General features: G+C 63.3%; 18 protein-coding genes and 1 pseudogene. 10 read left to right on the top strand and 9 right to left on the bottom strand.

Going from position 1 to position 22,699, the window contains the following annotated elements; all coding sequences use genetic code 11:
* Positions 1 to 6: 6 nt before the first annotated feature.
* Together ACYG97_RS11760 and ACYG97_RS11765 are read left to right on the top strand one after the other, a co-directional pair.
* Positions 7 to 177 carry a hypothetical protein gene (locus tag ACYG97_RS11760; protein WP_023670429.1) on the top strand — a complete coding sequence of 57 codons (171 nt, stop codon included), beginning with the start codon at positions 7 to 9 and terminating at the stop codon, positions 175 to 177.
* 99 nt (positions 178 to 276) lie between these two features.
* A pseudogene (locus tag ACYG97_RS11765) lies at positions 277 to 495 on the top strand (AraC family transcriptional regulator); the annotation flags it as partial.
* A gap of 110 nt (positions 496 to 605) precedes the next feature.
* Here the strand turns inward: ACYG97_RS11765 and ACYG97_RS11770 are convergent.
* A complete protein-coding gene (locus tag ACYG97_RS11770) occupies positions 606 to 2,081 on the bottom strand; it encodes a cobyric acid synthase (protein ID WP_352916806.1) in 1,476 nt (491 codons plus the stop codon).
* A 2-nt stretch (positions 2,082 to 2,083) separates the two neighbouring features.
* Entirely contained in the window at positions 2,084 to 2,692 is a 609-nt protein-coding gene (locus ACYG97_RS11775; RefSeq protein ID WP_023733746.1) for a dimethylsulfonioproprionate lyase family protein, read from the bottom strand.
* 146 nt (positions 2,693 to 2,838) lie between these two features.
* On the opposite strand from ACYG97_RS11775, the gene ACYG97_RS11780 reads away from it, so the two are divergent.
* Both ACYG97_RS11780 and mmsB read left to right on the top strand, forming a co-directional pair.
* Positions 2,839 to 4,005: an isobutyryl-CoA dehydrogenase gene (locus ACYG97_RS11780; protein ID WP_023733747.1), complete on the top strand. Its 1,167-nt coding sequence runs from the start codon at positions 2,839 to 2,841 to the stop codon at positions 4,003 to 4,005.
* A gap of 23 nt (positions 4,006 to 4,028) precedes the next feature.
* The gene (mmsB, locus tag ACYG97_RS11785) at positions 4,029 to 4,913 is read left to right on the top strand and encodes a 3-hydroxyisobutyrate dehydrogenase (protein WP_023733748.1); all 885 of its coding nucleotides are present in this window, start codon (positions 4,029 to 4,031) and stop codon (positions 4,911 to 4,913) included.
* Between the two features lie 425 nt (positions 4,914 to 5,338).
* On the opposite strand, the gene ACYG97_RS11790 is transcribed toward mmsB, so the two are convergent.
* The 5 genes from ACYG97_RS11790 to ACYG97_RS11810 form a co-directional block, all read right to left on the bottom strand.
* Positions 5,339 to 6,718 (bottom strand): aspartate aminotransferase family protein, encoded by a 1,380-nt coding sequence (locus ACYG97_RS11790; protein ID WP_023733749.1) that lies wholly within the window; start codon positions 6,716 to 6,718, stop codon positions 5,339 to 5,341.
* A 52-nt stretch (positions 6,719 to 6,770) separates the two neighbouring features.
* Positions 6,771 to 6,893 (bottom strand): hypothetical protein, encoded by a 123-nt coding sequence (locus ACYG97_RS11795; protein WP_023670422.1) that lies wholly within the window; start codon positions 6,891 to 6,893, stop codon positions 6,771 to 6,773.
* A 32-nt stretch (positions 6,894 to 6,925) separates the two neighbouring features.
* Positions 6,926 to 8,995 carry a prolyl oligopeptidase family serine peptidase gene (locus ACYG97_RS11800; protein WP_023733750.1) on the bottom strand — a complete coding sequence of 690 codons (2,070 nt, stop codon included), beginning with the start codon at positions 8,993 to 8,995 and terminating at the stop codon, positions 6,926 to 6,928.
* Between the two features lie 97 nt (positions 8,996 to 9,092).
* Positions 9,093 to 10,253: an MFS transporter gene (locus ACYG97_RS11805; RefSeq protein WP_460221580.1), complete on the bottom strand. Its 1,161-nt coding sequence runs from the start codon at positions 10,251 to 10,253 to the stop codon at positions 9,093 to 9,095.
* Positions 10,254 to 10,394: 141 nt separating this feature from the next.
* Positions 10,395 to 11,570: an MFS transporter gene (locus tag ACYG97_RS11810; protein WP_023733752.1), complete on the bottom strand. Its 1,176-nt coding sequence runs from the start codon at positions 11,568 to 11,570 to the stop codon at positions 10,395 to 10,397.
* 271 nt (positions 11,571 to 11,841) lie between these two features.
* Between ACYG97_RS11810 and ACYG97_RS11815 the strand changes: the two genes are divergently transcribed.
* The 5 genes from ACYG97_RS11815 (at position 11,842) to ACYG97_RS11835 (ending at position 19,610) form a co-directional block, all read left to right on the top strand.
* On the top strand, positions 11,842 to 13,419 hold the full coding sequence (locus tag ACYG97_RS11815) for a trimethylamine methyltransferase family protein (RefSeq protein WP_023733753.1): 1,578 nt from the start codon (positions 11,842 to 11,844) through the stop codon (positions 13,417 to 13,419).
* A gap of 161 nt (positions 13,420 to 13,580) precedes the next feature.
* A complete protein-coding gene (locus ACYG97_RS11820; RefSeq protein ID WP_156937189.1) occupies positions 13,581 to 14,045 on the top strand; it encodes a DUF559 domain-containing protein in 465 nt (154 codons plus the stop codon).
* Between the two features lie 18 nt (positions 14,046 to 14,063).
* Entirely contained in the window at positions 14,064 to 16,634 is a 2,571-nt protein-coding gene (locus ACYG97_RS11825; protein WP_023733755.1) for a GcvT family protein, read from the top strand.
* Positions 16,635 to 16,718: 84 nt separating this feature from the next.
* The gene (locus ACYG97_RS11830) at positions 16,719 to 18,248 is read left to right on the top strand and encodes an ArnT family glycosyltransferase (protein ID WP_023733756.1); all 1,530 of its coding nucleotides are present in this window, start codon (positions 16,719 to 16,721) and stop codon (positions 18,246 to 18,248) included.
* A 54-nt stretch (positions 18,249 to 18,302) separates the two neighbouring features.
* Positions 18,303 to 19,610, top strand: a complete 1,308-nt coding sequence (locus ACYG97_RS11835) for a M24 family metallopeptidase (protein ID WP_023733757.1) — start codon at positions 18,303 to 18,305, stop codon at positions 19,608 to 19,610.
* Here ACYG97_RS11835 and ACYG97_RS11840 read toward each other — a convergent pair.
* Both ACYG97_RS11840 and ACYG97_RS11845 read right to left on the bottom strand, forming a co-directional pair.
* Positions 19,575 to 20,402 carry a phosphate/phosphite/phosphonate ABC transporter substrate-binding protein gene (locus ACYG97_RS11840; protein WP_023733758.1) on the bottom strand — a complete coding sequence of 276 codons (828 nt, stop codon included), beginning with the start codon at positions 20,400 to 20,402 and terminating at the stop codon, positions 19,575 to 19,577. The two genes, ACYG97_RS11835 and ACYG97_RS11840, sit on opposite strands and share 36 nt — an antisense overlap.
* Before the next feature lie 91 nt (positions 20,403 to 20,493).
* The gene (locus tag ACYG97_RS11845; protein ID WP_031262199.1) at positions 20,494 to 21,504 is read right to left on the bottom strand and encodes a fatty acid desaturase; all 1,011 of its coding nucleotides are present in this window, start codon (positions 21,502 to 21,504) and stop codon (positions 20,494 to 20,496) included.
* A gap of 224 nt (positions 21,505 to 21,728) precedes the next feature.
* Here ACYG97_RS11845 and ACYG97_RS11850 point away from each other — a divergent pair, with 224 nt between their 5' ends.
* Positions 21,729 to 22,586 (top strand): helix-turn-helix domain-containing protein, encoded by an 858-nt coding sequence (locus tag ACYG97_RS11850; RefSeq protein ID WP_023681768.1) that lies wholly within the window; start codon positions 21,729 to 21,731, stop codon positions 22,584 to 22,586.
* The last annotated feature ends 113 nt before the right edge of the window (positions 22,587 to 22,699 follow it).

Genomic DNA, 22,699 nt, shown 5'->3' on the forward strand with positions numbered 1-22,699 from the left:
CCACACATGAATCTTAGTGCACCCACTCAGCTTGTTTTCATCATATCCCTTGTCATCGCCATCATCGGCGTGCTCGCCGCGCTTGGCGTTCTTGCGTTCATTCCTCTGGCTGCGGTGTGGATTGTCCTCATCGCATACATCGTGCTTGCCGCCGCCTGCCTGATGCGCGGCGCCTAGGCGCCCGCGACTTCTGCAATTCGAAGCGCCCGGTCAAAAGCCGGGCGCTTTTGCTTTGGATGCATGGTCCGTTAGGCTCTTCCGCGCGGAAGGATGACCATGTCCGGCGAGACGGAGCGCCACGATCAACAGCACCGCCCGGTAGCCGACCGGTTCGAGATGGTGCGGCGCGCGCCGGGCCTGCGGCTGCAGAACGCGGTCACCGACATTTGTGGCTATCGCGAAACGGCGCCCGGCCATTTTCGCAATGTCGAATACGCCTCGCTCACCGTCCCGCTGGTGATCAGTTTCGCAGAATCCTTCGCCATCGGCCTTGGTCCTTCAGCGCCGCGTCGAAGGGGGTCGGCGAAAGCGCCCGAACTTCGACATCCACGGAGTGGAAACGAAGCGGACGCGCAGACCCGAGGATGACGAAACGGTGGATGGTCCTACCTTGCTAACCCAAAAATCGCATCGCACTCAAGATGGCGCTCCATCTCGGTGGCGATCTCGTCCAGCGCTTTTTCCACCTCCGCGCGATAGTCGATGCCGCCGCCTTTCACGCCGAGGCTTTCCAGGAATCTCGCCCGGAAAGCGTCGGCGGAAAACAGGCCGTGCAGATAGGTGCCAAAAACCTTGCCATCGGCGGAAATGGCACCGTCGTCGGTCCCGTTGATCACAGCCGACGGCCGCGCCATGTCCGGCCCGGTGGTGCGGCCGAGATGAATTTCGTAGCCCTCGAGCGCGAGGCCGAACGGCACCGAGCGGGCGCTGACATTGCGCACCGTCTTTTCCGGCTCCATCACCGTCTCGATGTCGAGCAGACCAAGACCTTCGGCCTCGGTGACGCTGCCCTCGATGCCATCGGGATCGCGCACCAGGCGGCCGAGCATCTGGAAACCGCCGCAAATGCCGACGATATGGCTGCCGCGTTTGCGGTGGGCGAGGAGATCGCGATCCCAGCCATTCTCGCGGAACTTCATGAGATCGCCGATCGTCGATTTGGAACCGGGAATGACCACCAGGCCGGCATCCTCCGGCAAGCGCTGCCCCGGCGGCACAAACACCACTTCGACCTGCGGTTCGGCCTTGAGCGGGTCGAGGTCGTCGAAATTGGCGATGCGGCCAAGCATCGGCACGGCGACCTTCAACGCCCGCTTCTCGCCCGACGTCAGGCGTTCGAGCACGACCGAATCCTCGGACGGCAATCGCGCCGCCGCCTTCAGCCACGGCACGACGCCAAAGCAGCGCCAGCCGGTGAAGCTTTCGATCGACCGGATGCCGTCGTCGAACAGCGAGACATCGCCGCGGAACTTGTTGATGAGGTAGCCGACGATCATGCGCCTGTCTTCCTCCGGTAGGATCAGATGCGTGCCGGCGACCGAAGCGATGACGCCACCGCGGTCGATGTCGCCGACCAGAATCACCGGCACGTCGGCGCGTGTGGCAAAGCCCATATTGGCGATGTCGCGGCTGCGCAGGTTGATTTCGGCCGGCGATCCGGCGCCCTCGACGATGACCAGATCGGCGCCCTCACCGACCTTCGTCCAGGACTCCAGCACGGCGTCCATCAGCCCCGCTTTCATTGTCTGGTAGTCGCGCGCTCGCGCGTCGCCGAACACCTTGCCTTGCACGATCACCTGCGAACCGATATCGCTCTGGGGTTTGAGCAGCACCGGATTCATATGCACGGTCGGCTGAACACCACACGCCAGCGCTTGCAGCCATTGCCCACGGCCAATCTCGCCGCCGCCGGGGCGGTTGTCGCCCGGAATGTCGGCGACGGCGGCATTGTTCGACATGTTCTGCGGCTTGAACGGCCTGACTTTCAGCCCGCGATTCCTGGCCGCGCGGCAGAGCCCCGCTACCAGCACCGTCTTGCCGACATCCGAACCCGTGCCTTGCAGCATGATCGCCTTGGCCATGCTCAGCCCCTGCCCTGCGCGCCGGAAACGGTCGACTTCTGCGACAGCGGCCCGCCGCGCCAGATGTAGAGCGCCAGCAACGGTTCGCTGCCGGTGCGCATGGCATGGCTGACATTGGAGGCGTGATGGATAATTTCGCCCGCCTGGCGGATGTGAAAGCCGCCCTCGCCCATGCGCCATTCGGTGCCGCCGGTCAGCGGAATGTAGATCTCCTCGGCAATGTGATGATGGTCGGGATAGGTGATGCCGGGTCCCAGGATCAGCAATCCGGCCGCGACCTCTTCATTGGCGAAATGGCCGCGCGTGCCAAACACCTCCAGCCAGCCGTATTTCTGCAAGAACGCTTCACCAAAATCGCTCGCGTTGTAGGTCTGCCCCCAGCACAGATCGTCACGACGCTCCGCCAGCAGTTGCACCAGAGGCTGCGGGTCCGGCGGCGCCAGTTCGACAATGCGGTCGAGCAGACCAAGGCAAGGCAGCGGATGCGCTTCGAGCACGCGCACCGTCATATTCCAGCCGATCCGGGTCACGGCGTCCCGCACCAGCGCGTTGTCCACGCCCCGGAGATAGGCATGGAAGCGGTCGAGCAATTCGTCGAAATATGTCGGCACGCAATGCTCCGTTGATCCCATGCACAGCGGCTGCGCGGCGAGCCGGGTTGCGCGGCGGCATCATTGGTCTAGATTGAGCGGCGCGCAAAGCCAAAAACAACAGGCCAGCAAGCCAACCCCAGCTGGGGAACCACAGGGAGCACGCCATGGACGCCGCGGTCGATGCGAGCACCAGTCAGTTCGAGCTCAACGAGGAACAGCGCGCCATCCAGGAGATGGCACAGGCCTTCGCCGCCGATCGCGTTGCGCCCAATGCGCTCGAATGGGACCGGGCAAGACACTTTCCCGCCGATGTAATCCGCGAGACCGGCCCGCTTGGCCTTGGCGGCATCTATGTCAGGGATGATGTCGGCGGCTCGGCGCTCGGCCGGCTCGACGCCGTGCTGATCTTCGAGGCACTGTCGCACGCCGATCCGGCGTTTTCCTCCTTCATCTCGATCCACAATATGGCGGCGTCGATGATCGACCGCTTCGGCGACGACGAGCAGCGCCAACGCTTCCTGCCGAAGCTGACCTCGATGGAATGGCTGGCGAGCTATTGCCTGACCGAGCCGGGCTCAGGCTCGGATGCCGCGGCTCTGAAGACGCGCGCGGTGAAGAGCGGCGACGACTATGTGCTTAACGGCGCCAAGCAGTTCATCTCCGGGGCCGGCGACAGCGACCTCTATGTCGTCATGGCGCGCACCGGCGCCGACGGGCCGAAAGGCATTTCCACCTTCGTTGTATCAAAGGATGCGCCCGGCCTGTCCTTCGGCGCCAACGAGCACAAGATGGGCTGGCACATGCAGTCGACCCGCCAGGTGATCTTCGAGGACTGCAAGGTGCCGGCCGCAAACCTGCTGTCGGGCGAAGGCGCCGGTTTCGGCATCGCAATGGCCGGGCTTGATGGCGGCCGCCTCAACATCGCTGCCTGTTCGCTCGGCGGCGCGCAATCTGCGCTCGACAAGGCGCTGTCCTATACCGCCGAGCGCAAGGCTTTCGGCTCGAAGATCAACCAGTTCCAGGCGCTGCAGTTCAGGTTGGCCGACATGGAGACCGAATTGCAGGCAGCGCGGATCTTTCTCTACGCCGCCGCCTCGAAGCTAGACCGCAAGGCGCCGGACGCCGGCAAATGGTCGGCCATGGCCAAGCGCTTCGTCACCGACATCGGCTTCAACGTCGCCAACGAGGCGCTGCAGCTGCATGGCGGCTACGGCTATCTCCATGATTGCGGCATCGAAAAACTGGTGCGCGACCTGCGCGTCCACCAGATCCTCGAAGGCACCAACGAGATCATGCGCGTGATCATCGCGCGGGCGTTGATCGGACGCTGACGGCAACAATTCAGGAGAGATTGATGACCACCATCGCCTTCATTGGTCTCGGCAATATGGGCAACCCGATGGCTGCCAATCTCGTCAAGGCGGGGCATGCGGTGCACGGCTTTGACCTGATGCCGGAAAACCTCACCGTCGCCCACGAGCATGGCGTCATTGTCATGGCGAATGCCGTGGCGGCGGTGAAAGACGCCGATGTCGTGATCACCATGCTTCCCGCCGGCAAGCACGTGCTCTCGGTCTACGAGGACATCGCATCCAAGGCCAAACCAGGCGCCCTGTTCATTGATTCCTCGACCATCGATGTCGAGTCGGCCCGCAAGGCGCATGCCGTAGCAAGGAAGCAAGGGCTGCATTCGATCGACGCCCCCGTCTCCGGCGGCACCGGCGGTGCTGCTGCGGGAACGCTAACCTTCATGGCCGGCGGCGCCAAGGATGCCTTCGCTAAGGCCGAACCGGTCCTGAAGCCGATGGCAGGCCGCATCGTCCATTGCGGCGACGACGGCGCCGGTCAGGCAGCCAAAATCTGCAACAACATGATGCTCGGCATTTCGATGATCGGCGTCGCAGAGGCCTTCGTGCTGGCCGAAAAGCTCGGCCTCTCGCATCAGGCCCTGTTCGACGTCGCCTCGACCTCGTCGGGCCAGTGCTGGTCGCTGACCACCTATTGCCCGGTGCCAGGTCCCGTGCCGGCATCGCCGGCCAACCGCGACTACAAGCCGGGCTTTGCCGCGGCACTCATGCTGAAGGACCTGAAACTGGCGCAGGAAGCCGCCCAAAGCGCCGGCGCGGTGACGCCGATGGGGGCCGAAGCGGCCCAGCTTTATGCGCTGTTCAACGCCCAGGGAAATGGCGGCGACGATTTTTCCGGCATCATAAATTTCCTTCGCGGCAGTTCTCTATAAGTTTCGAATTTGGCAGCGCTTTTCTCGATTTTTATTGCGCGGAAAAATTGCAAATTTAGATTTGCTTAAGCTCTCGATAACCCGGCGGTAACGATGTGCCTATATAACGGATGGCGAGGCGGACATATCGCATCCGCCCGGCGCTCCGGATCAGGTCTCGCGTACCGGAGCCCGTAAGTTTCGCAAGTGTATGGTTGGCGAAATGCCATGCGTATCTGGCAAAGCCGCGTTCCCATGGAGCGCGGTTTTTGCGTTTTGCAGTACTATACTGCTCGGTCCAAATTATTATTCCGATTGCAGCGTTCGGAATTGCCTCATGGTCTTCATTGACCAGCACGATCGGTGCGCTGACCCCGTCGACCCTGACGATAAGCAGGCGCACAGTCCGGGCGCCCTGTTTGCAAGGCGCCCGGCGCTCGTTCCATCTACTTCTTGCGCAAATCCGCTTGCGCCAGATCCAGCGCTTTGGCGATGCGATCGCAAGCCATGTCGATCGTCGCGCGGGTCCAGATCAGCGGCGGCGACAGGATCATCGTGTCGCCGGTGGCGCGCAGCATCAGGCCTTGCGCGATGGCGTGGTCGCGGACGGTGACGGCGGCACTGCCCGCCGGCAGGAAGCGCTCCTTGGTCGCCTTGTCCTTGACGATCTCAACCGCGCCCATCAGCCCGATCGATCGCACCTCGCCGACCAGTTCGTGGCCGGCAATGCGCTCCTGCAGCGCCTGGGCGAAGTAAGGTCCAGTGTCGTTCCTGACCCTGTCGACTAGGCCTTCTCGCTCCATGATCTCGAGATTCTTCAGCGCCACCGCGCAGGCCACCGGGTGACCCGAATAGGTATAGCCGTGGTAGAATTCGCCGCCCTTTTCGACCAGCGTCGCCGCGATACGGTCGCCGACCAGCAGCGCCGACAGCGGCTGATAGCCCGAGGTCAGTGCCTTGGCCGTGGTGATGGTGTCCGGCTCGATGCCGAAGGTCTGCGCCGCAAACCATTCGCCGGTGCGGCCATAGCCGGTGATGACCTCGTCCAGCATCAAAAGCACATCGTATTTGCGGCAGATGCGCTGCACTTCCGGCCAATAGCTCATCGGCGGTATTTTCACCCCGCCCGCTCCCATCACCGGCTCGCCGATGAAGGCGGCGACCTTGTCGGCGCCGGCCTCCAGAATGGCATCCTCGACCGCCTTGGCCGCGCGCAGGCCGAAATCATGGTCGCTTTCGCCAGGCAGCGCCAACTCATAGGCATAGGGCATCATCACATGGACGATGTTGGGAACCGCCCCGCCGAGTTGCTTGTGCATCAAATCCATGCCGCCGAGCGACGTGCCGGCGACGGTCGAGCCGTGATAGGCCGACTTGCGCGAGATGATGCGGTTCTTCTCCGGCTTGCCTTCCAGCACCCAATAGTGGCGCACGAGCCGCAGCGCCGTGTCGTTGGCCTCCGAGCCGGAGGAGCCGTAGAAAACCTGGCTGATGCCCTTGGGCGCCAGCTCGGCCAGCTTCTTCGACAGCAGCACGGGCGTCGGCGTCGAGCATTTGAAGAAGGAATTGTAGTAGGGCAATTCCTTCATCTGCGCGTAAGCGGCGTCGGCCAGCTCGTCGCGGCCATAGCCGACATTGACGCACCACAGCCCGGCCATGCCGTCGAGTATTTCGGTGCCATCGGCATCGTAGATGAACGGGCCGTTGGCGTGGGTGATGATGCGCGAGCCGGTCTCGCGCAATTCCCTGTGGTCGGTGAAGGGATGCAGATGATGCGCGGCGTCAATCTGCTGAAGCTGCTTCAGCGAATAGTTCTGGTAAGTCATGGGTTTGCTCTTTCCTCTGGAATCAAACCGGCAAGCTGCCGGGGCGACTTCGTCAGAGGACGGCGGGCGGCGAATAGCCGATGCGGGCGCACAGCCTGAGCAGTTCGGCGCGCAGCGTGCGCGGCGACGGTGTCACCGCGACCCCGAAGGCGCCGGATGTGCTCATGTAGACCATGGCGGCAGTCTATGCCGCCCGAGGCCCGGAATTCAAGCGGTGCCGCTCAATACCCTTTGCAGGAACACGTATTTCATGGCGGTTTGCGCCGCTTGCGGCCGGCGGTCGCCGCGTCCGCCATGGCCGCCTTCCGTCTCCTCGAAGAACAACGTCTTGCCGTGACCTGCTTCCTGCAGCTTCGCCGCCATCTTGCGGGCGTGGCCGGGATGGACGCGGTCGTCGGCGGTCGATGTCGTGAGCAGCACCGGGGGATAGACGGCATCGGCCGAGACATGATGGTACGGCGAATAGGCGGCGAGCCACTTGGCTTCTTCCGGTTTTGCCGGATCGCCATATTCGCCGATCCACGAGGCGCCTGGCGGCAGTTCGGTATAGCGCAGCATGTCGAGCAGCGGCACCTCGATGATGACGGCGCCGAACAGTTCGGGATGCTGCGTCAGGGAAACGCCGGTAAGCAGGCCGCCATTCGAGCCGCCCTGGATGCCGAGGGAAGCAGCCGTGGCTATGCCGCGCCTGACGACGTCCTGCGCCACCGCGGCGAAATCGTCGAAGGCAGTCTGGCGATTGCCCTTCAGCGCGGCCTGATGCCAGGCCGGCCCGAACTCGCCGCCACCGCGGATGCAGGCCTGCACATAGGCGTTGCCCTTTTCCAGCCACAGCCTGCCGCGCACGCCGGCATAGCCGGGCAGCAGCGGTATTTCGAAGCCGCCATAACCATAGAGAAGCGCCGGTACCGGACCCTTCTGGTCGCGCCGCCTGACGACGAAATACGGGATCATGGTGCCGTCCTTCGAGCGCGCCTCGAACTGTTCCGAGACCAGCGGCGCGGCGTCGAACCGCGCCGGCTGCGATTTCACGGTGGCCAGCGTCACCCCGTCATCGTCCGACCAGATGATCGAACTCGGCGTCAGGAAATCGGTGAAGGAGAAGGAGACGCTGGAACCGAAATGCTCGGCATGCGCGATGCCGACATTGCCGTTCTCGGGCAGCGCCACCGGCTTCAGCGACCAGCGGTCGCCGCTGCGCTCGGCGACAACGACCTTGCCGCGCACATTGTCCATCAGATTGATGAACAGCCGGTCCTGAGTGCGGGCAATGCCGGCGACCGAAACACGGTGCGCTGGCGCGAGCATGGTTTCAACAGGGTCCAGGTCGCCGGTGTCGATCCAGTGTTCGAAATCGAAGGAATAGAGGCCGTCCGGCAAGCACTCAGTGCCGCCCGGCGCCGTCCATGGGCTGCGCACCCCGAACACGAACCGGCCCTTGAACAGCGCGGTGTCGGTGACATCGTCCGGCAGCGGGATGCGCCGGTTTTCGCCCGACGGCAGGCGCAGAAAACTGTGCGAGGAGAAGAAGGCGATCGTGCGGGCCAGAAACAAATACTGCCTGTCGCCATCATGCTCGACCCCCGCGCCGGCCGCGAGATCCTGCTTCTCGGCCTCGAAGATCGGCGTCGCCTCCTCCAACCGGGTGCCGCGCTTCCACAGTTTGACGACGCGCGGATAACCGGACTGGGTCTTGTCGTCTTCATTGAAGGCAGCCGAGACAATGACCGTGTCCTTGTCCAGCCAGGAAAAGCCGGATTTCGAGGCGGGAGCGCGGAAGCCGCCCTCGATGAATGATTTGGTCTCGATGTCGAATTCGCGCATCTCGCTGGCATCGCCGCCATCCGGCGACATCGCCACCAGGCAAAGGTTGAAATCGGGGTAAAGGCGGCTGGCGCCGCTGAACACCCACTTCACCCCCTCCTTGGCCGACAGCACGTCGAAGTCGATGATCGTCTCCCACACAGGCTTCTCGGTCTTGTAGGAAGCGACCGTCGTGCGGCGCCAGAGGCCGAGCACATTGGTCTTGTCCTGCCAGAAATTATAGACTTGGCCGTTGAGCGCGGCACCGACCGCAATGTTGTCCTCGGCCGTCATCAGGTCGAGCGCCGTCTCGAAGGCCGCCTGGTAGGACGGATCGCCCTGTAGTTCGGCCACGGTGATCTCGTTCTGGCGATGCACCCAGTCGAGCGATTCCTTGCTGGTCCGGTCCTCCAGCCAGAGGAACTTGTCCTCCACGGTGGCATCCGTCTGGCGTTTTGTCGTCGATTGGGTCACGCATGGTCTCCAGGCTAGTGGCGGGCAGCCCTGCCTACATCGCGTTGCAAGCGGTTCTATTCAAGATGGTACGTCAGGTCATCGGGGGAATGCGGCCTCAAACCATCCGCCGGCGCAGGACCGTGGCCACAGCCAGTGCCAGACAAATCGTGCCCAGCGTGATCGGCAGGCCGGAGGCGCCGATCACATCCATGACGCCACCCGCCAGCGGCGGCACCACGATGCCGCCGACGCCCCACATCAGGGAGAAGGCGGCATTGCCGGCGACCAGCGCCGAGCCGGTAAAGCGCTCGCCGAGCTCGATGATCGACATGGTGTAGATGCCATAGGAGACCGCGCCCCAGATAAAGACGCAAGGCCAGATCAGCGGCGTCTCGATGAGCAGCGGCAACAGGGCGCAGCCCAGCACCGTCACCACGACGCAGATGAATCGCACCAGCCGCGCCGTCAGCCGTTCCGCCAGAAAGCCGAGCGGCACCTGCATGGCGATGTTGCCTGCGATCATCACCGACAGCAGCGCCGACATGCGCGCTTCCGCGATGCCATAGTGCGTGCCGTAGACCGGCAGCAGCGCCAGCACGCCCTGTTCGAAACCGGCGGCAACGACCACCGCCGACAGCATTAGCCATGCCAGGGGCATGAAGCCCATGACCGAAACCCTGTGCCCGGCTTCGTCAACCTTCGGCAGTCGCGGCAGCACCGCCGCCAGGCAGGCGCCGCAAAAGATGAAGGCGGCGATCCCCACCAGGAATGGCGGCCATCCCACGGTGCCGACAGCGAGCAGGCAGAGCGGCCCGGCAGCGAAGCCGGCCGAGATGATGGTTGAATAGACACCCATGACGCGACCGCGGCGCGATGGCGGCGCCAGTGCAATGACCCAGATTTCGCTCAAGACATAGAGCGGATTGGTCACCACCCCGATCAGGAAGCGCAGCGGAAACCACAGATAGACATTCTGCGTCCACCCGATCAGCGCCAGAACGATCGCCGAAAGCGCCGCGCAGGTAAGCGCGGTGCGCCCTGCCCCGAACCGGCGCGCCAGTGCCGGGATCAGCGGCGACGAGACAATGAAGCCGATCGGCGTCATTGCCGCCGAGAGCCCGATGATGGCCGGCGAAACGCCCTGGCGTTGCAGGATGAAGCTCAGCAGCGGATAGGACAGGCCTTGCGCGATGGCGAACACCGAGACGGTCGCGATCACGCCGCTGATCGCCGCCCACTGCATCTTCTCGTTGTCAGCTTCCGCCAGGTTCACCATTGGCACCTAAACCAGGTTCAGGACTAGCTTTTCTGTCCGACGCGGGTAAGCCCCGCCCCGGGGAAAACCGTTTGCTCCAGACAAGGCCTGTCAGGAGTTTTTGGCCTGTCAGGAGTTTTGGGCGTCAGGAGTTTTGGGCCGTCAGGAGTTTTGGCGCTTGAACGATCGGTAGAGCGCGAAGCTCACCAGCAGCGCGTCGAGTCCGGCGATCACCACCGGCAGGCCGAGCGGACCGATGACCTGCATCAGCGCACCGGCGCCGGGCGGGCCGACAATGCCGCCGGCGCCCCACATCAAGGCAAAGGCGGCGTTACCGGCGACCAGCACGGTTCCCCTGAAGCGGCTGCCGAGCTCCACCAGCGCCATGGTGTAGACGCCGTAGCCTACAGCGCCCATGACGAGAAGGACGAGCCAGATCGCCGGCGTCGTGATCAGCAACGGCAGCAAAACCGCGCAGGCCGTTGTCGCCAACGCACAGAAGATGATCATCGCCCGCCCGCCGAAACGCTCGGCCAGCAGGCCGAGCGGGATTTGCAGGAAGATGTTTCCCAGCGACAGTGCCATCACCAGGGCCGCCAGCGTCCTTTCGGGCAAGCCATAGGCAGCACCGAAGACCGGCATCAAAGCGTAGGTGCCCTGCTGGACCGCCGCCGAAACCAGCACGGCAAACAACAGCGCCGGCGCCAGCCTGGCGAAACCGAAAAAGCCGCCGGGCAATTGGCCGTCATCCTCGAAGCCGGCGAGGCTTGACGAAACAGCACGAAGGATCGCGGCGCACAGGATGAAGCCGGCCATGCCGATCAGGAAAGGAACCCAGCCCGATATCCCTACCGCGGTCAGGACCAAAGGCCCCGCAGCATAGCCAGCGCCCAGCACGGTGTTGAATGCCCCCATCACCCTGCCGCGGCGCGACGGCGGCGCCAGCGACAGCGCCCATACTTCGCCCAGGATATAGAGCGGGTTGATGACGATACCGATGATGAAGCGGATGACGAACCAGCCCACCCAGTCCTGCAGGTAGCCGATGCCGAGGAAGCACAGCGCCCCAATCAATGAGCAACCCACAGCCAGGTTGCGCGCGCCGACCAGCCGAACGGCTGCCGGCACGAACGACGCCGAAAGGATCAGACCAAGCGGCATCATCGCTGCCGACAAGCCGATCAGCGCCGGCGACATGCCTTGCTTCTGCATCAGCAGCGTAAACAGCGGCGAGCTCAGCCCTTGCGCCGCACCGAACATCGCGAGGGCGGCAGTTACGCCGGCAAGCGCCGCCCATTGCGTCCCCGCTTCGCCATCGCTCGAACCGGTCGCAGCCATGATGCCTTCCACATGAACTGCCGGTCCATCCAGCGGCAAACCACTGAGCTAGCGGTTCGATTTAGGGAAAGGAAGGGCCGCGCCTGAAATCCCCTTGCGCCAAGAGCCGCAGTGGGCGCGTCCTGTCCGCCAATCTCCGGCAAGGTTGTCAGCTATCGGACTGCCGTTCGGGCATGTCGCTTCCCTCGTCCTAGTGGTCGCCGCCTCCGCAATGGCCGGACAGCCGCCGGTCCATTATGCCGCCCGCTACCAGCATCGTACGAGGACCATCATGACCGCCGCCCTGCACCCAGCCGAACCGCCTTTGGCAACCGACCGCGCCCGTCGCGGTGGCCGTGCGGGCAAGCGCGCCGGCGGCTCGGCCGCCTTCGAACAGCCGGCTTTTCGGCAACTGAGAAATCCGCTGACGCCGACCAAGCTGGTCTCTGACGACGAGCTGGAATCGATCCACCTCGCCTCGCTGCGCGTCTTGAGGGAAATAGGCGTCGACGTGCTGCATGACGAAGCGCGCCGCATCATGAAGGAAAATGGCGCTGATGTCCGCGAGGGCATTGAGCGCGTGCGCTTCGACAGCGACATGATCCTCGATCTCATCTCCAAATGCCCGTCGGAATTCACGCTCCATGCCCGCAACCCGGCGCACAATGTCCGCTTCGGCGGCAACAATGTGATCCTGTCGATGATGGCGTCGGCACCGAACTGCTCCGACCTCGATCGCGGCCGCCGTCCGGGCAACCAGCAGGACTACCGCAACTTCCTGCGCCTGGCGCAGATGCACAACATCCTGAACTGCACCGGCGGTTATCCGGTCGAGCCGACCGACATCCATCCATCCGTGCGCCACCTCGAATGCATCCGCGACCTCGCCACACTGACCGACAAGGTGTTCCATATCTATTCGCTCGGCAGGGAGCGCAATGTCGACGGCATCGAGATCGCCAGGATCGCGCGCGGCATCAGCCATGAGCAACTGCTGGAAGAGCCATCGGTGTTCACCATCATCAACACCAATTCGCCGCTGAAACTGGATGTGCCGATGATGGAAGGCATCATCCAGATGTCGAGCAAGGGTCAGGTCGTCGTCGTCACGCCCTTCACCCTGTCGGGCGCGATGGCGCCGGTGACCATCGCCGGTGCGCTGGTGCAGCAGAATGCCGAGGCGCTGTCCGGCATTGCCTTCGCCCAGATGGTGAGAAAGGGCGCGCCGGTTGGCTATGGCGGCTTCACCTCGAATGTCGACATGAAGTCAGGCTCGCCGGCCTTCGGCACGCCTGAATATATGAAGGCGCAGCTTGTCGGCGGCCAACTTGCCCGCCGTTACAAGATCCCCTACCGCACCTCCAATACCTGCGCCGCCAACACGGTCGACGCGCAGGCAGCCTATGAAAGCGTGTTCTCGCTGTGGGGCGCCATCCAGGGCGGCGGCAATCTGATGATGCACGGCGCCGGCTGGCTCGAAGGTGGCCTGCGCTGTTCCTACGAGAAGACCATCCTGGACATCGACCTGTTGCAGATGGTGGCCGAGTTCCTCACCCCGCTCGACCTGTCCGACGAAGCGCTCGGCTTCGACGCCATCCAGTCGGTCGGCCCCGGCGGCCATTTCTTCGGCACCCAGCACACGCAGGACCGCTACAAGACAGCATTCTACTCGCCCATCCTCTCCGACTGGCGCAATTTCGAGACCTGGGCCGAAGCCGGATCGCCGACCGCGCTGGAAAAGGCCAACAAGGTCTGGAAGGAGCGGCTGGCATCCTACGAGGAACCTTATATGGACCCGGCGATCCGCGAAGAGCTCAACGACTTCGTCGAAAAGCGCACGTCCGAAGGCGGCGCGCCGACCGATTTTTGATCAATGTTGTTGATGACCTGATCATTCATATGGATCTGATGAACAGTCGACCCCCACTCCGTCGAGCTGCGCTCGACACCTCTCCCCCGATCGACGGGGGAGAGGAAAGGCGCGAAGTTATGCGGGCTGGCTCCCTTCCTCTCCCTCCGGAGGGGGGAGAGGTGGCGCCGGGAAGCGGCGACGGAGTGGGGGAAGGCGCTGGTCAAACCCGCAGTCGCCGCAAGAATGGCACTACCCTGCGAGCCAGAAAACTTAGACGAGGTGACAATCAGGCCGAAGCTCTGCTTTGGCTTGAGTTGAAAGCCCGCAAACTTGGCGGCTACAAATTCACGCGACAGTTCTCTATCCGACCATACTTTGCAGACTTCGCCTGCCGCGAAAAATGGCTTGTCGTGGAAATCGACGGCCATCAACACGCCGGCAGCTCCTATGACTGTCGCCGTGGCGATTTCATGCGCGCGCGAGGCTATTCGATCCTGCGTGTTTGGAACCATGACGTCCTGAACCATCGCACTTCCGTCTGCGAAACCATCCTTGCCGCGCTTGATGGCAGGTTGGCCGAGAACGTCGCTGCGGCCGATCTCCGCTTTGTTTTCACGCCCCGCCCATTCGATTCAATCTCTTAAAAAACGGACCTATCTCTCATGAAATCTCACGTTAAAGCGGTTGTCATTGGCGGCGGCGTCGTTGGCTGCTCGGTGCTCTACCATCTGGCCAAGGCCGGCTGGACCGACATCATGCTGATCGAGCGGTCCGAGCTCACCTCCGGCTCGTCCTGGCACGCAGCCGGCGGCTTCCACACGCTGAACGGCGACCCCAACGTCGCCAAACTGCAGGCCTATACGGTGCAGCTCTACAAGGAGATCGAGGAAATCTCCGGCCAGTCCTGCTCGCTGCATCTGACCGGCGGCGTGATGATGGCCGATACGCCCGAGCGCATGGATTTTCTGCGCCTGGCCCACGCCAAGGGCCGCTATCTCGGCATGGACACCGAGCTGATCACGCCCTCCGAAGCCAAGGCGATGTTCCCGCTGATGGACGAGACCAATTTCGTCGGCGCCATGTGGGATCCGGTCGAAGGCCATCTCGATCCCTCCGGCACGACGATCGCCTACTCCAAGGCGGCCAAGAAGCTGGGCGCCGAGATCGTGCTGCGCAACCGCGTCGTCGACTTGACGCAGGAAGTTGACGGCACCTGGAACGTCGTCACCGAACAGGGCACCGTCCACGCCGAGCATGTCGTCAACTGCGGCGGCCTGTGGGCGCGCGAGATCGGCCGCATGGTCGGCGTCGAACTGCCGGTGCTGGCCATGGAGCACATGTACCTGCTCACCGAGCCGATGCCCGAGGTCGAGGAATTCAACAAATCGACCGGCCGCGAGATGATCGGCGTGCTCGACTTCAAGGGCGAGATCTACACCCGCCAAGAGCGCAACGGCATCCTGCTCGGCACCTATGAAAAAGCCTGCAAACCCTGGTCGCCGGTCAATACGCCGTGGGATTTCGGCCATGAACTGCTGCCGCCCGACCTCGACCGCATCGCGCCGTCGCTGGAGATCGGCTTCAAGCATTTCCCCGGCATCGAGAAAGCCGGCATCAAGCAGATCATCAACGGCCCCTTCACCTTCGCGCTCGACGGAAATCCGCTGGTCGGGCCGGTGCAGGGCCTGACCAATTTCTGGTGCGCCTGCGCCGTCATGGCCGGCTTCAGCCAGGGCGGCGGCGTCGGCCTCGCGCTGTCCAACTGGATGGTGCATGGCGATCCCGGCTTCGACGTCTGGGGCATGGATGTCGCCCGCTTCGGCGAGTGGGCCGGCCTGCGCTACACCAACGCAAAGGTGCGCGAAAACTATTCGCGCCGCTTCTCCATCCGCTTCCCCAATGAAGAGCTGCCGGCTGCGCGCCCTGCACAAACCACCCCGCTCTACGACACCATGCTCGCCAACAACGCCGTCATGGGCGATAGCTGGGGCCTGGAGACCCCGCTGTGGTTCGCGCCGAAGGGCAAGGAGCCGAAGGACGTCGTCTCCTTCCACCGCTCCAACGATTTCGGTCCCATCGGCGAGGAAGTGCGCGCCACACGCGAACGCGTCGGCGTCACCGAAATCGCCAATTTCGCCAAATACGAAGTGTCGGGATCTGCGGCTGAGGATTTCCTCAACCGGCTGATGACCAACCGCATGCCGAAGATCGGCCGCATCGTGCTGACGCCGATGATCAACGAGTTCGGCAAGCTGATCGGCGACTTCACCATCGCCAAGGCAGGCGAAGACAGATTTATGATCTGGGGTTCGTCCGCCGCGCAGAAGTACCACATGCGCTGGTTCGAAAAGCACCTGCCGAAGGATGGTTCGGTGCGCATCCACCGCTTCGATCAGACGCTCGTCGGCCTGTCGATCGCCGGGCCGAAATCGCGCGACCTCTTGCAGAAGCTGGTCGATGTCGACATCTCGACCAAGGCGTTTCGCTTCATGGATTTCCGCGAAATGGCGGTCGGCGGCGCGCCCTGCATGGTCAACCGCATCACCTATACCGGCGATCTCGGCTATGAAATCTGGATGGCGCCGGCCTATGAGCGTCTGGTCTACAAGGCGATCAAGGACGCCGGCGAGGAGTTCGGCCTCGTCGATTTCGGCATGCGCGCTTTGCTCTCCATGCGCCTGGAGAAGAACTTCCCGACCTGGTACCGCGAGCTGCGCCCGATCTACGGCCCGTTCGAAGGCGCGATGGACCGTTTCATCAAGCTGGAGAAGAACGACTTCATCGGCCGCGAAGCCGCCGCCAAGGAACAGGCGGAAGGGCCGAAACTGCGCCGTGTCTCCTTCATTGTCGATGCGGCCGACGCCGATGTCATGGGCGACGAGCCGATCTGGGCCAAGGTCGGCAAGGACTATGGCACGGTGGAAAAGCCGCATGGCTATGGCGCGCCGCGCTTCGATACGGCAGGCAAGGAAGTGCGTGGCTCAAAGGCTGCCGAAGGCGCTTCCGCCGTGCGCGGCATCGTCGACGGCGACTGGCGCGTGGTCGGCTGGGTCACCTCGGGCGGTTATGCGCACTATGTGCAGAAGTCGATGGCGCAGGGCTATGTGCCGGCGGCACTCGCCGAGGACGAAAGTGCCGGACTGTTCGAGATCGAGATCCTCGGCCACCGGCGTCCGGCGCGCATCAATGTCGAGGCGCCCTTCGACCCCAGCGGCGAGAAGATGCGGACCTGAAAAGGCGACAGGAAGCGTGAGATCGTGTAAGGGGCCTTCGGCAGTTGGCCGCAGGCATTTTCCCTCGATGAAAAGACGATCCCCTTGCAGTATCTAGAGAAATGGACGGACTGGCTCTGCGAAGGCAAGGTCGGTCCCTTCAACGCCGCGCTGGTCTGCGTCGCGGTCTATTGCGTCGTCCAGATCGTGGTGATGGCGCTGCTGTCCCATGTCGTAGGAACCGGTGTCGGCGTCGACGATTCCGAACAGCTGATGTACATGCACTACCTCTGGGCTGGCTATGGCGGCTCGCAGCCGCCGCTCTACACCTGGCTTGCCCGCCTCGTCGCCGCCGTGGTCGGAACGAACATCCTGGCGCTCAAGATCGTGAAGTACCTGCTGATCGGAGCGGCGCTGGCGTCGGTTTTCATCGCTGTCCGCCGCCTGGGCTATTCCAGCCGCGCTGGCGCCGCCGCATTGTTCGGCCTGCTGTTGTTTCCGCAGATGGTGTGGGAGATGCAGCACGCCCTCACCCACTCGATCGCCGCTTTCTGTTTTTCAGTGGTGCTGTTTCTTGCGCTCGTTGAACTGGTGCAGCGGCGTTCGCTGGCCACCTATGTGCTGTTTGGCGTGGCGATGGCCGCCGCCATCCTGTCGAAATACAACAACGCGATCTTTCTCGGCGCGCTGATGCTGTCCACCCTGTCGCTGCGCGAAACGCGCGGCGTCATCCTCAACCGCCGGTTTTCGATCAGCCTTGTCGTGGCGGTGCTGCTTTGCCTGCCGACGCTCTACTGGAACCTGACCTACACCGACCAGTTGCTGTCGCACAGCGGCGGCTTCGGCATGGGCAGAGGAGAAAGCGCCATACAAACCGCATTCTACGGAATGCGCGGACTGGGCAAGGCTATCCTGTATTTCGCCGTGTTGCCGGCCGGCATATTCGTCGCGGCTTTGCTCATCGCATGGAAAAAGCCGGCGCCGGCTCTGCAACCGGCGCCATGGACCGAGAAACTGGTGTGGCGCACCATCGCTTTTGCCCTGGCGATGACCATCGTGCTCGTCCTGGCGAGCAGGACGACGCAATTTCGCGATCGCTGGATGCTTCCCATTCTTGTGTTGCTGCCGGTCGAGCTGGCCTTGCGGATGGATGCCAGAGGCGACAAGGGAAGGAAGGTGGAGGACGTCGTCGTGTTTGTCGGCGCAACGCTTGCCATCCTCGTGCTGCCGGTGACCTGGTACACGCACCTCAATGGCGGCGACAGCCGCGGCAGCATCGTGCGTGTCGACTACCAGTCGCTCTATGGCCAGCTGACGGCAAACGGTCCGGTTCGCACGGCGATATCGAGCTGGCACTGGGTGGGAAATCTGCGTCTTGTCGATCCCGATCTGGTCGTGCTCGACGACGAGATGCCGGACTTCGGCCATTTGCTGATCGAGCCGGCGGTGCTCGTGATGGCCAATGACAAGGAACCTCCCGAGGGCATCCTGCGGGCCTTGAGCGAGGCCGGCTATGTCGCTGACGGCTCGCCGCAGCAGTTGGTCGTCCCGATGCTGTTCGACAGCGAGCCGCCCACCCGCACGCTGACGGTCACGCGGCTGAAGAAAGCGGCCGCGGGCGCAGCGCCACAGTAAGTCGGCAGGAGGCGTCGGGTGGAGAAACAAGGGTTCGGTCGTCATCGCAAGATCATGCCGTTCGAGCCCGGCTCGGTCGAAGCCTTGCGCGAAACCTCGCGCCAGAAGGCGGCGTCGCTGAACCAGCATGTGCTGGGCTATGGCGCGCTGGCTGAAACCGAATGGCAAGCGGCAGGCATCGCCGCGCCCGATCTTGCCGCTATGCGCCAATACCGGCTCGAGCGCATCCGAGCCGAACTGAAGCGCCGAAACTACGCCGGCGCGCTGCTCTACGACCCCGTCAACATCCGCTACGCCACCGATTCGACCAACATGCAGCTGTGGGTCGCGCACAATCCGACCCGCCACTGCTTCGTCGCCACTGAGGGACCCGTGGTGCTGTTCGACTATTTCTCCTGCGAGCATCTGTCCGATCATTCCGGCGTCGTCGACGAGGTGCGGCCGGCAGTGTCGTGGATGTATCTCTATGGCGGCGAGCTGACCGAGCACAAAGTCCGCCGCTGGGCGGCCGGCATCGCCGATCTGGTCAAGGAGCATGGCGGCGGCAACAGCCGCATTGCGGTCGACCACATCAACCCGGAAGGCGTCGAGGAACTCGCCCGGCTCGGCATTTCGATCGGCAATGGCGAGGCGGTGATGGAAAATGCGCGGCTGATCAAATCGCCCGACGAGATTCTCGCCATGCGCCGCGCCATCGTCGCTTGCGAGGCGGCGATGGGTGAAATGGAGAAGGCGCTGACGCCGGGCATTTCCGAAAACGAATTGTGGGCCGAACTCCACCGCGGCAACATTGCGCGCGGCGGCGAATGGATCGAAACCCGGCTGCTTGCCTCGGGGCCGCGCACCAATCCGTGGTTCCAGGAATGCTCGTCGCGGGTGATCGAGGAAGGCGACCTCGTCGCCTTCGACACCGACCTGATCGGTCCCTACGGCTTCTGCGCCGATCTCTCCCGCACCTGGCTTTGCGGTGACGCGAGACCATCGAACGAGCAACGGGACCTCTTCCACATCGCCGCCGACCAGATCGCCCACAACACGCAATTGATGCAGCCCGGCATATCCTTCCGCGACCTGGTCGAACGCTCGGTGGTGCCGCCGGGAGATTGCTTCCCGGCGCGCTACGGCGTGCTCTATCACGGCGTCGGCCTGGCCGACGAGTATCCAACCCTGCCACATGCCAGCGACTGGACGCCGGACACGCCCGACGGCGTGCTGGAGCCGGGAATGGTCCTGTGCGTGGAAAGCTATATCGGCCGTCTCGGCGGCCATGAGGGCGTCAAGATCGAGGAACAGATCCTGATCACCGCGACCGGCAACGAGCAGCTTTCAACCTACAAGCTGGATGCGAGGTTGCTCGGCTGATCCGGCAAGCGCCTCGCGCAGAGCCTTGAGCGTCTTTTCCGGCGTCGTCCTGGCGGTGATGTAGGGCAGGCCTTTGCGCCTTGCCGTCCAGCCGACAACAGCGACCTTGCGCGCCGCAGGTTCGAAACGCTGCGCCAGCGCCCAGCTCTCACAGTCGATGGCAGCTATATCCGCCTTGCCCTCGGCGACCGCGACGATCGAGCCGCGATGGCCACCGCTTTCGCTGCGCGAGGAAAAGATATCCAGGCTTTCGCCGGCGGCCTGCAGATCGCGCGCCAGTGCAATGATGCCCGACATCGAATCGAGGCTGTTGTAGGTAAAACTCTTGCCGCGCATCAGATCGAGCGGCAGCGAGGCTTTGCCATCCGCGGGCGAGCGAACCTCCGGTCCCTCGCCCGTCCGCATCACCAGCGCGCTCGAATAGAGTTCGCCTTCGCCGCCCTCGTAAGCGTCGTAGCTCGGCCGGCCGACCACCTGCACCTGTTTGGACAGGCCGAGTTCCATCGGCCCCCAGCAGGTCTGCGCGAACAGCAGCGCCGGATGCAGCCAAAGCTGGTGATGGTCGAGTTCGTCCGGCGGCAGTGTCGCCGGATCGGGTGCGATCAGTCTGCCCTGGGCGTCGTGGATGCCGCCCGGCACCGGCGGCAGGTCGCCATTGCGGCGCACGATTGTCTGCGGCGCATCGACGCCCTTGTGCCGAAAAGCCTCGCGCAACGCTGCCCATTGCGCGTCGACCTCGCCGCGCACTTCGGGCCAGTCGTACATCGGCAATGCCGCAACCAAATCACTCATGCCGACACTCAATCATCATGGCTCGGGAAAGGATCGCAAAAACGCGGCGTCCAATCAGAATTGGCCGACACGGGTTCGGGAAGTCCGGGGATTATTCCTTCGGCGGCTCGGCCGGAACCGGCGCGCTGCCAAGCCCGCTGATGCTGCGCGCCCTGATGCGCGGCTTGAACGCCCTGCCCGGCTCGGCCTGGCGGCGCAGCACCGGGTGCACGATCGGCTCCTTGGCCTTGAATGCGTAGGCTTTGATCAGTGCGAAATAGTTCGGATAGGCGTAGCCATTGTTCATCCGCAGCCACTCGTCGCGGCGGTCCGCAAACAGTTTTGGAAGTCTGTACCAGGCAACCGTCGGCGTCTTGTGGTGGACGAAGTGCAGATTGTTGTTGAGGAACAGGAACGACAGCGGCGAGCGCTCGATGATCACCGTGCGTCCTTCAGGGTGCTCGGACCACTGATGTTCGGCGAAAGTCCGGACCGCGATCAGCGACTGGCCGAGCCAGACCGGCACCAGAATGTAGAGCCATACGGGAATGCCGAAGCCGAACTGCACGATCGGCACTACGATTGCGAGGCCGATCGCATGCAGCAGCCATGCCTTGCCGATCACCTTGTCGCCGGCAATCACATGCCTGGCGTCGTCGACGAAGAAACCGACGCAGGACAGCCAGGGGCCGAGGAAGAAACGGCCGGCCATGGTGTTGTTGATCTTGAGCAGGAATTTCATCGTCGGCGGCAGATCGTCATGCATCCACAACGCCTGGTAATAGCTCTCGGGATCGTCGAGGGGATCGGTCAGGCGCTCGTCGGCGTGGTGGCGCAAATGAAGCGTCTTGAAGCGACGGAACGGCCAGACCAGGCCGATCGGCAGGAAGACGAAGGCTTCGTTGATGAGCGCGCTGCGCGTCGGATGGCCATGCAGCACTTCGTGCATGATCGACGACTGCAAGGCCAGGATGAAGCCGAGGAGAAGAAGTGCCGGGATCGGATAAGAGGGCCAGAGCAGGAGCCCAGCAGCGAGCCACATTCCGTAACAGAAGAAAGCGAGGACCACGGTCGGCCACTCGATGGCCGCTGCGTCGCGTCGCTTGATGCGCTTGCCTGTCATGCTATCGACCACTGTCCCTCAGTCGCCGGAATTGGTTCCTGACAGCATAGTGTCAGGAGAAGCGATTCCGCTCAACGAGACAAAGTGTACAAAATGTTGCGATTGCGCATTTTCGACCGCAGATGTTATACATTGTAAACAACCCTACGGATTCATTTACGCTGGAAGTGCTGATCCGACGGCTCGGGCGCAAATTTTTCCTAAGAGAGCGCGGAGAACGAACAGTGGACAAACGGGACCTTTCGGCAATCTTCCGGGAGCGCCTGAAGCTGCTCCTGACAAGGTCCGATCTCAACCAGTCGGCTTTCGCGTCAGCAGTCGGCATCGACCGGTCGGCTCTGTCGCAACTGATGTCCGGCGCCTCGACGCGCCTGCCACGCGCCGAAACGCTGCTCAACATCGCCGCCGAATTCAAGATCTCGCTGGACTGGCTGCTCGGCCTCTCCCAGGACGAAGGCGTCACCGGCGAAATCCGCGAAAGCCTGGAGATCGAAGAGGCGCCCGACGGCTTCGACCGCACGCTGCTCGCCAAATGGTTCGCCGAGGCCGCAGGCACCAAGATCCGCTATGTGCCGGCCGGCATTCCCGATCTCCTGCGCACACGCCAGCTGGTCGACTACGAAGCCAACATCACGAACCGCAGCCGTCTTGCGCAGGCCAGCGAGACGCAGTACCGCATCGAGTACAACCGGCGCCCTGAGACCGATATGGAAGTCTGCATGCCGCGCCACACGCTGGAGATTTTCGCCCGCGGCCTGGGCGTCTGGGACCGCTTTCCCGAGGCTGACCGCCGGCAGCAGCTTGCCCATATGGCGACGCTGCTTGACGATCTCTACCCCACCTTCCGCCTGTTCCTCTATGACGGCCGCATGCGCTATTCCATCCCGCTGACCATCTTCGGCCCTTATCGCGCCGCCATCTATGTGGGCGACATGTATGTCGTGCTGAACGCCACCCAGCCGGTCCAAGCGCTGACCCAGCATTTCGACAATCTGATCCGGGCCGCCGACATCAACCCGCATGAGGCCGCCGCCTACGCGCGCAATCTGGCCGGCGCGTCATTTCCATCGGGTTCTGCCTGATCCCCAACGCCCCGGAAAGGTGCGCCGCGCGGCAATTGCAGGTCGCAAACACATTGACTGGACATAAAGACTTCTTTATATCCTTATTCCATTCAAATATCTGAAAGTCGATC

The organism is Mesorhizobium sp. W067 (assembly GCF_054719525.1).

Excerpts from the sequence above, each read along its gene's own strand:
- mmsB (WP_023733748.1), top strand. The coding sequence starts at position 4,029 with ATGACCACCATCGCCTTCATTGGTCTCGGCAATATGGGCAACCCGATG.
- ACYG97_RS11825 (WP_023733755.1), top strand. The coding sequence starts at position 14,064 with ATGAAATCTCACGTTAAAGCGGTTGTCATTGGCGGCGGCGTCGTTGGC.
- ACYG97_RS11845 (WP_031262199.1), bottom strand. The coding sequence starts at position 21,504 with ATGACAGGCAAGCGCATCAAGCGACGCGACGCAGCGGCCATCGAGTGG.
- ACYG97_RS11790 (WP_023733749.1), bottom strand. The coding sequence starts at position 6,718 with ATGACTTACCAGAACTATTCGCTGAAGCAGCTTCAGCAGATTGACGCC.
- ACYG97_RS11770 (WP_352916806.1), bottom strand. The coding sequence starts at position 2,081 with ATGGCCAAGGCGATCATGCTGCAAGGCACGGGTTCGGATGTCGGCAAG.
- ACYG97_RS11815 (WP_023733753.1), top strand. The coding sequence starts at position 11,842 with ATGACCGCCGCCCTGCACCCAGCCGAACCGCCTTTGGCAACCGACCGC.
- ACYG97_RS11840 (WP_023733758.1), bottom strand. The coding sequence starts at position 20,402 with ATGAGTGATTTGGTTGCGGCATTGCCGATGTACGACTGGCCCGAAGTG.
- ACYG97_RS11810 (WP_023733752.1), bottom strand. The coding sequence starts at position 11,570 with ATGGCTGCGACCGGTTCGAGCGATGGCGAAGCGGGGACGCAATGGGCG.
- ACYG97_RS11835 (WP_023733757.1), top strand. The coding sequence starts at position 18,303 with ATGCCGTTCGAGCCCGGCTCGGTCGAAGCCTTGCGCGAAACCTCGCGC.
- ACYG97_RS11780 (WP_023733747.1), top strand. The coding sequence starts at position 2,839 with ATGGACGCCGCGGTCGATGCGAGCACCAGTCAGTTCGAGCTCAACGAG.
- ACYG97_RS11760 (WP_023670429.1), top strand. The coding sequence starts at position 7 with ATGAATCTTAGTGCACCCACTCAGCTTGTTTTCATCATATCCCTTGTC.
- ACYG97_RS11805 (WP_460221580.1), bottom strand. The coding sequence starts at position 10,253 with ATGGTGAACCTGGCGGAAGCTGACAACGAGAAGATGCAGTGGGCGGCG.
- ACYG97_RS11795 (WP_023670422.1), bottom strand. The coding sequence starts at position 6,893 with ATGGTCTACATGAGCACATCCGGCGCCTTCGGGGTCGCGGTGACACCG.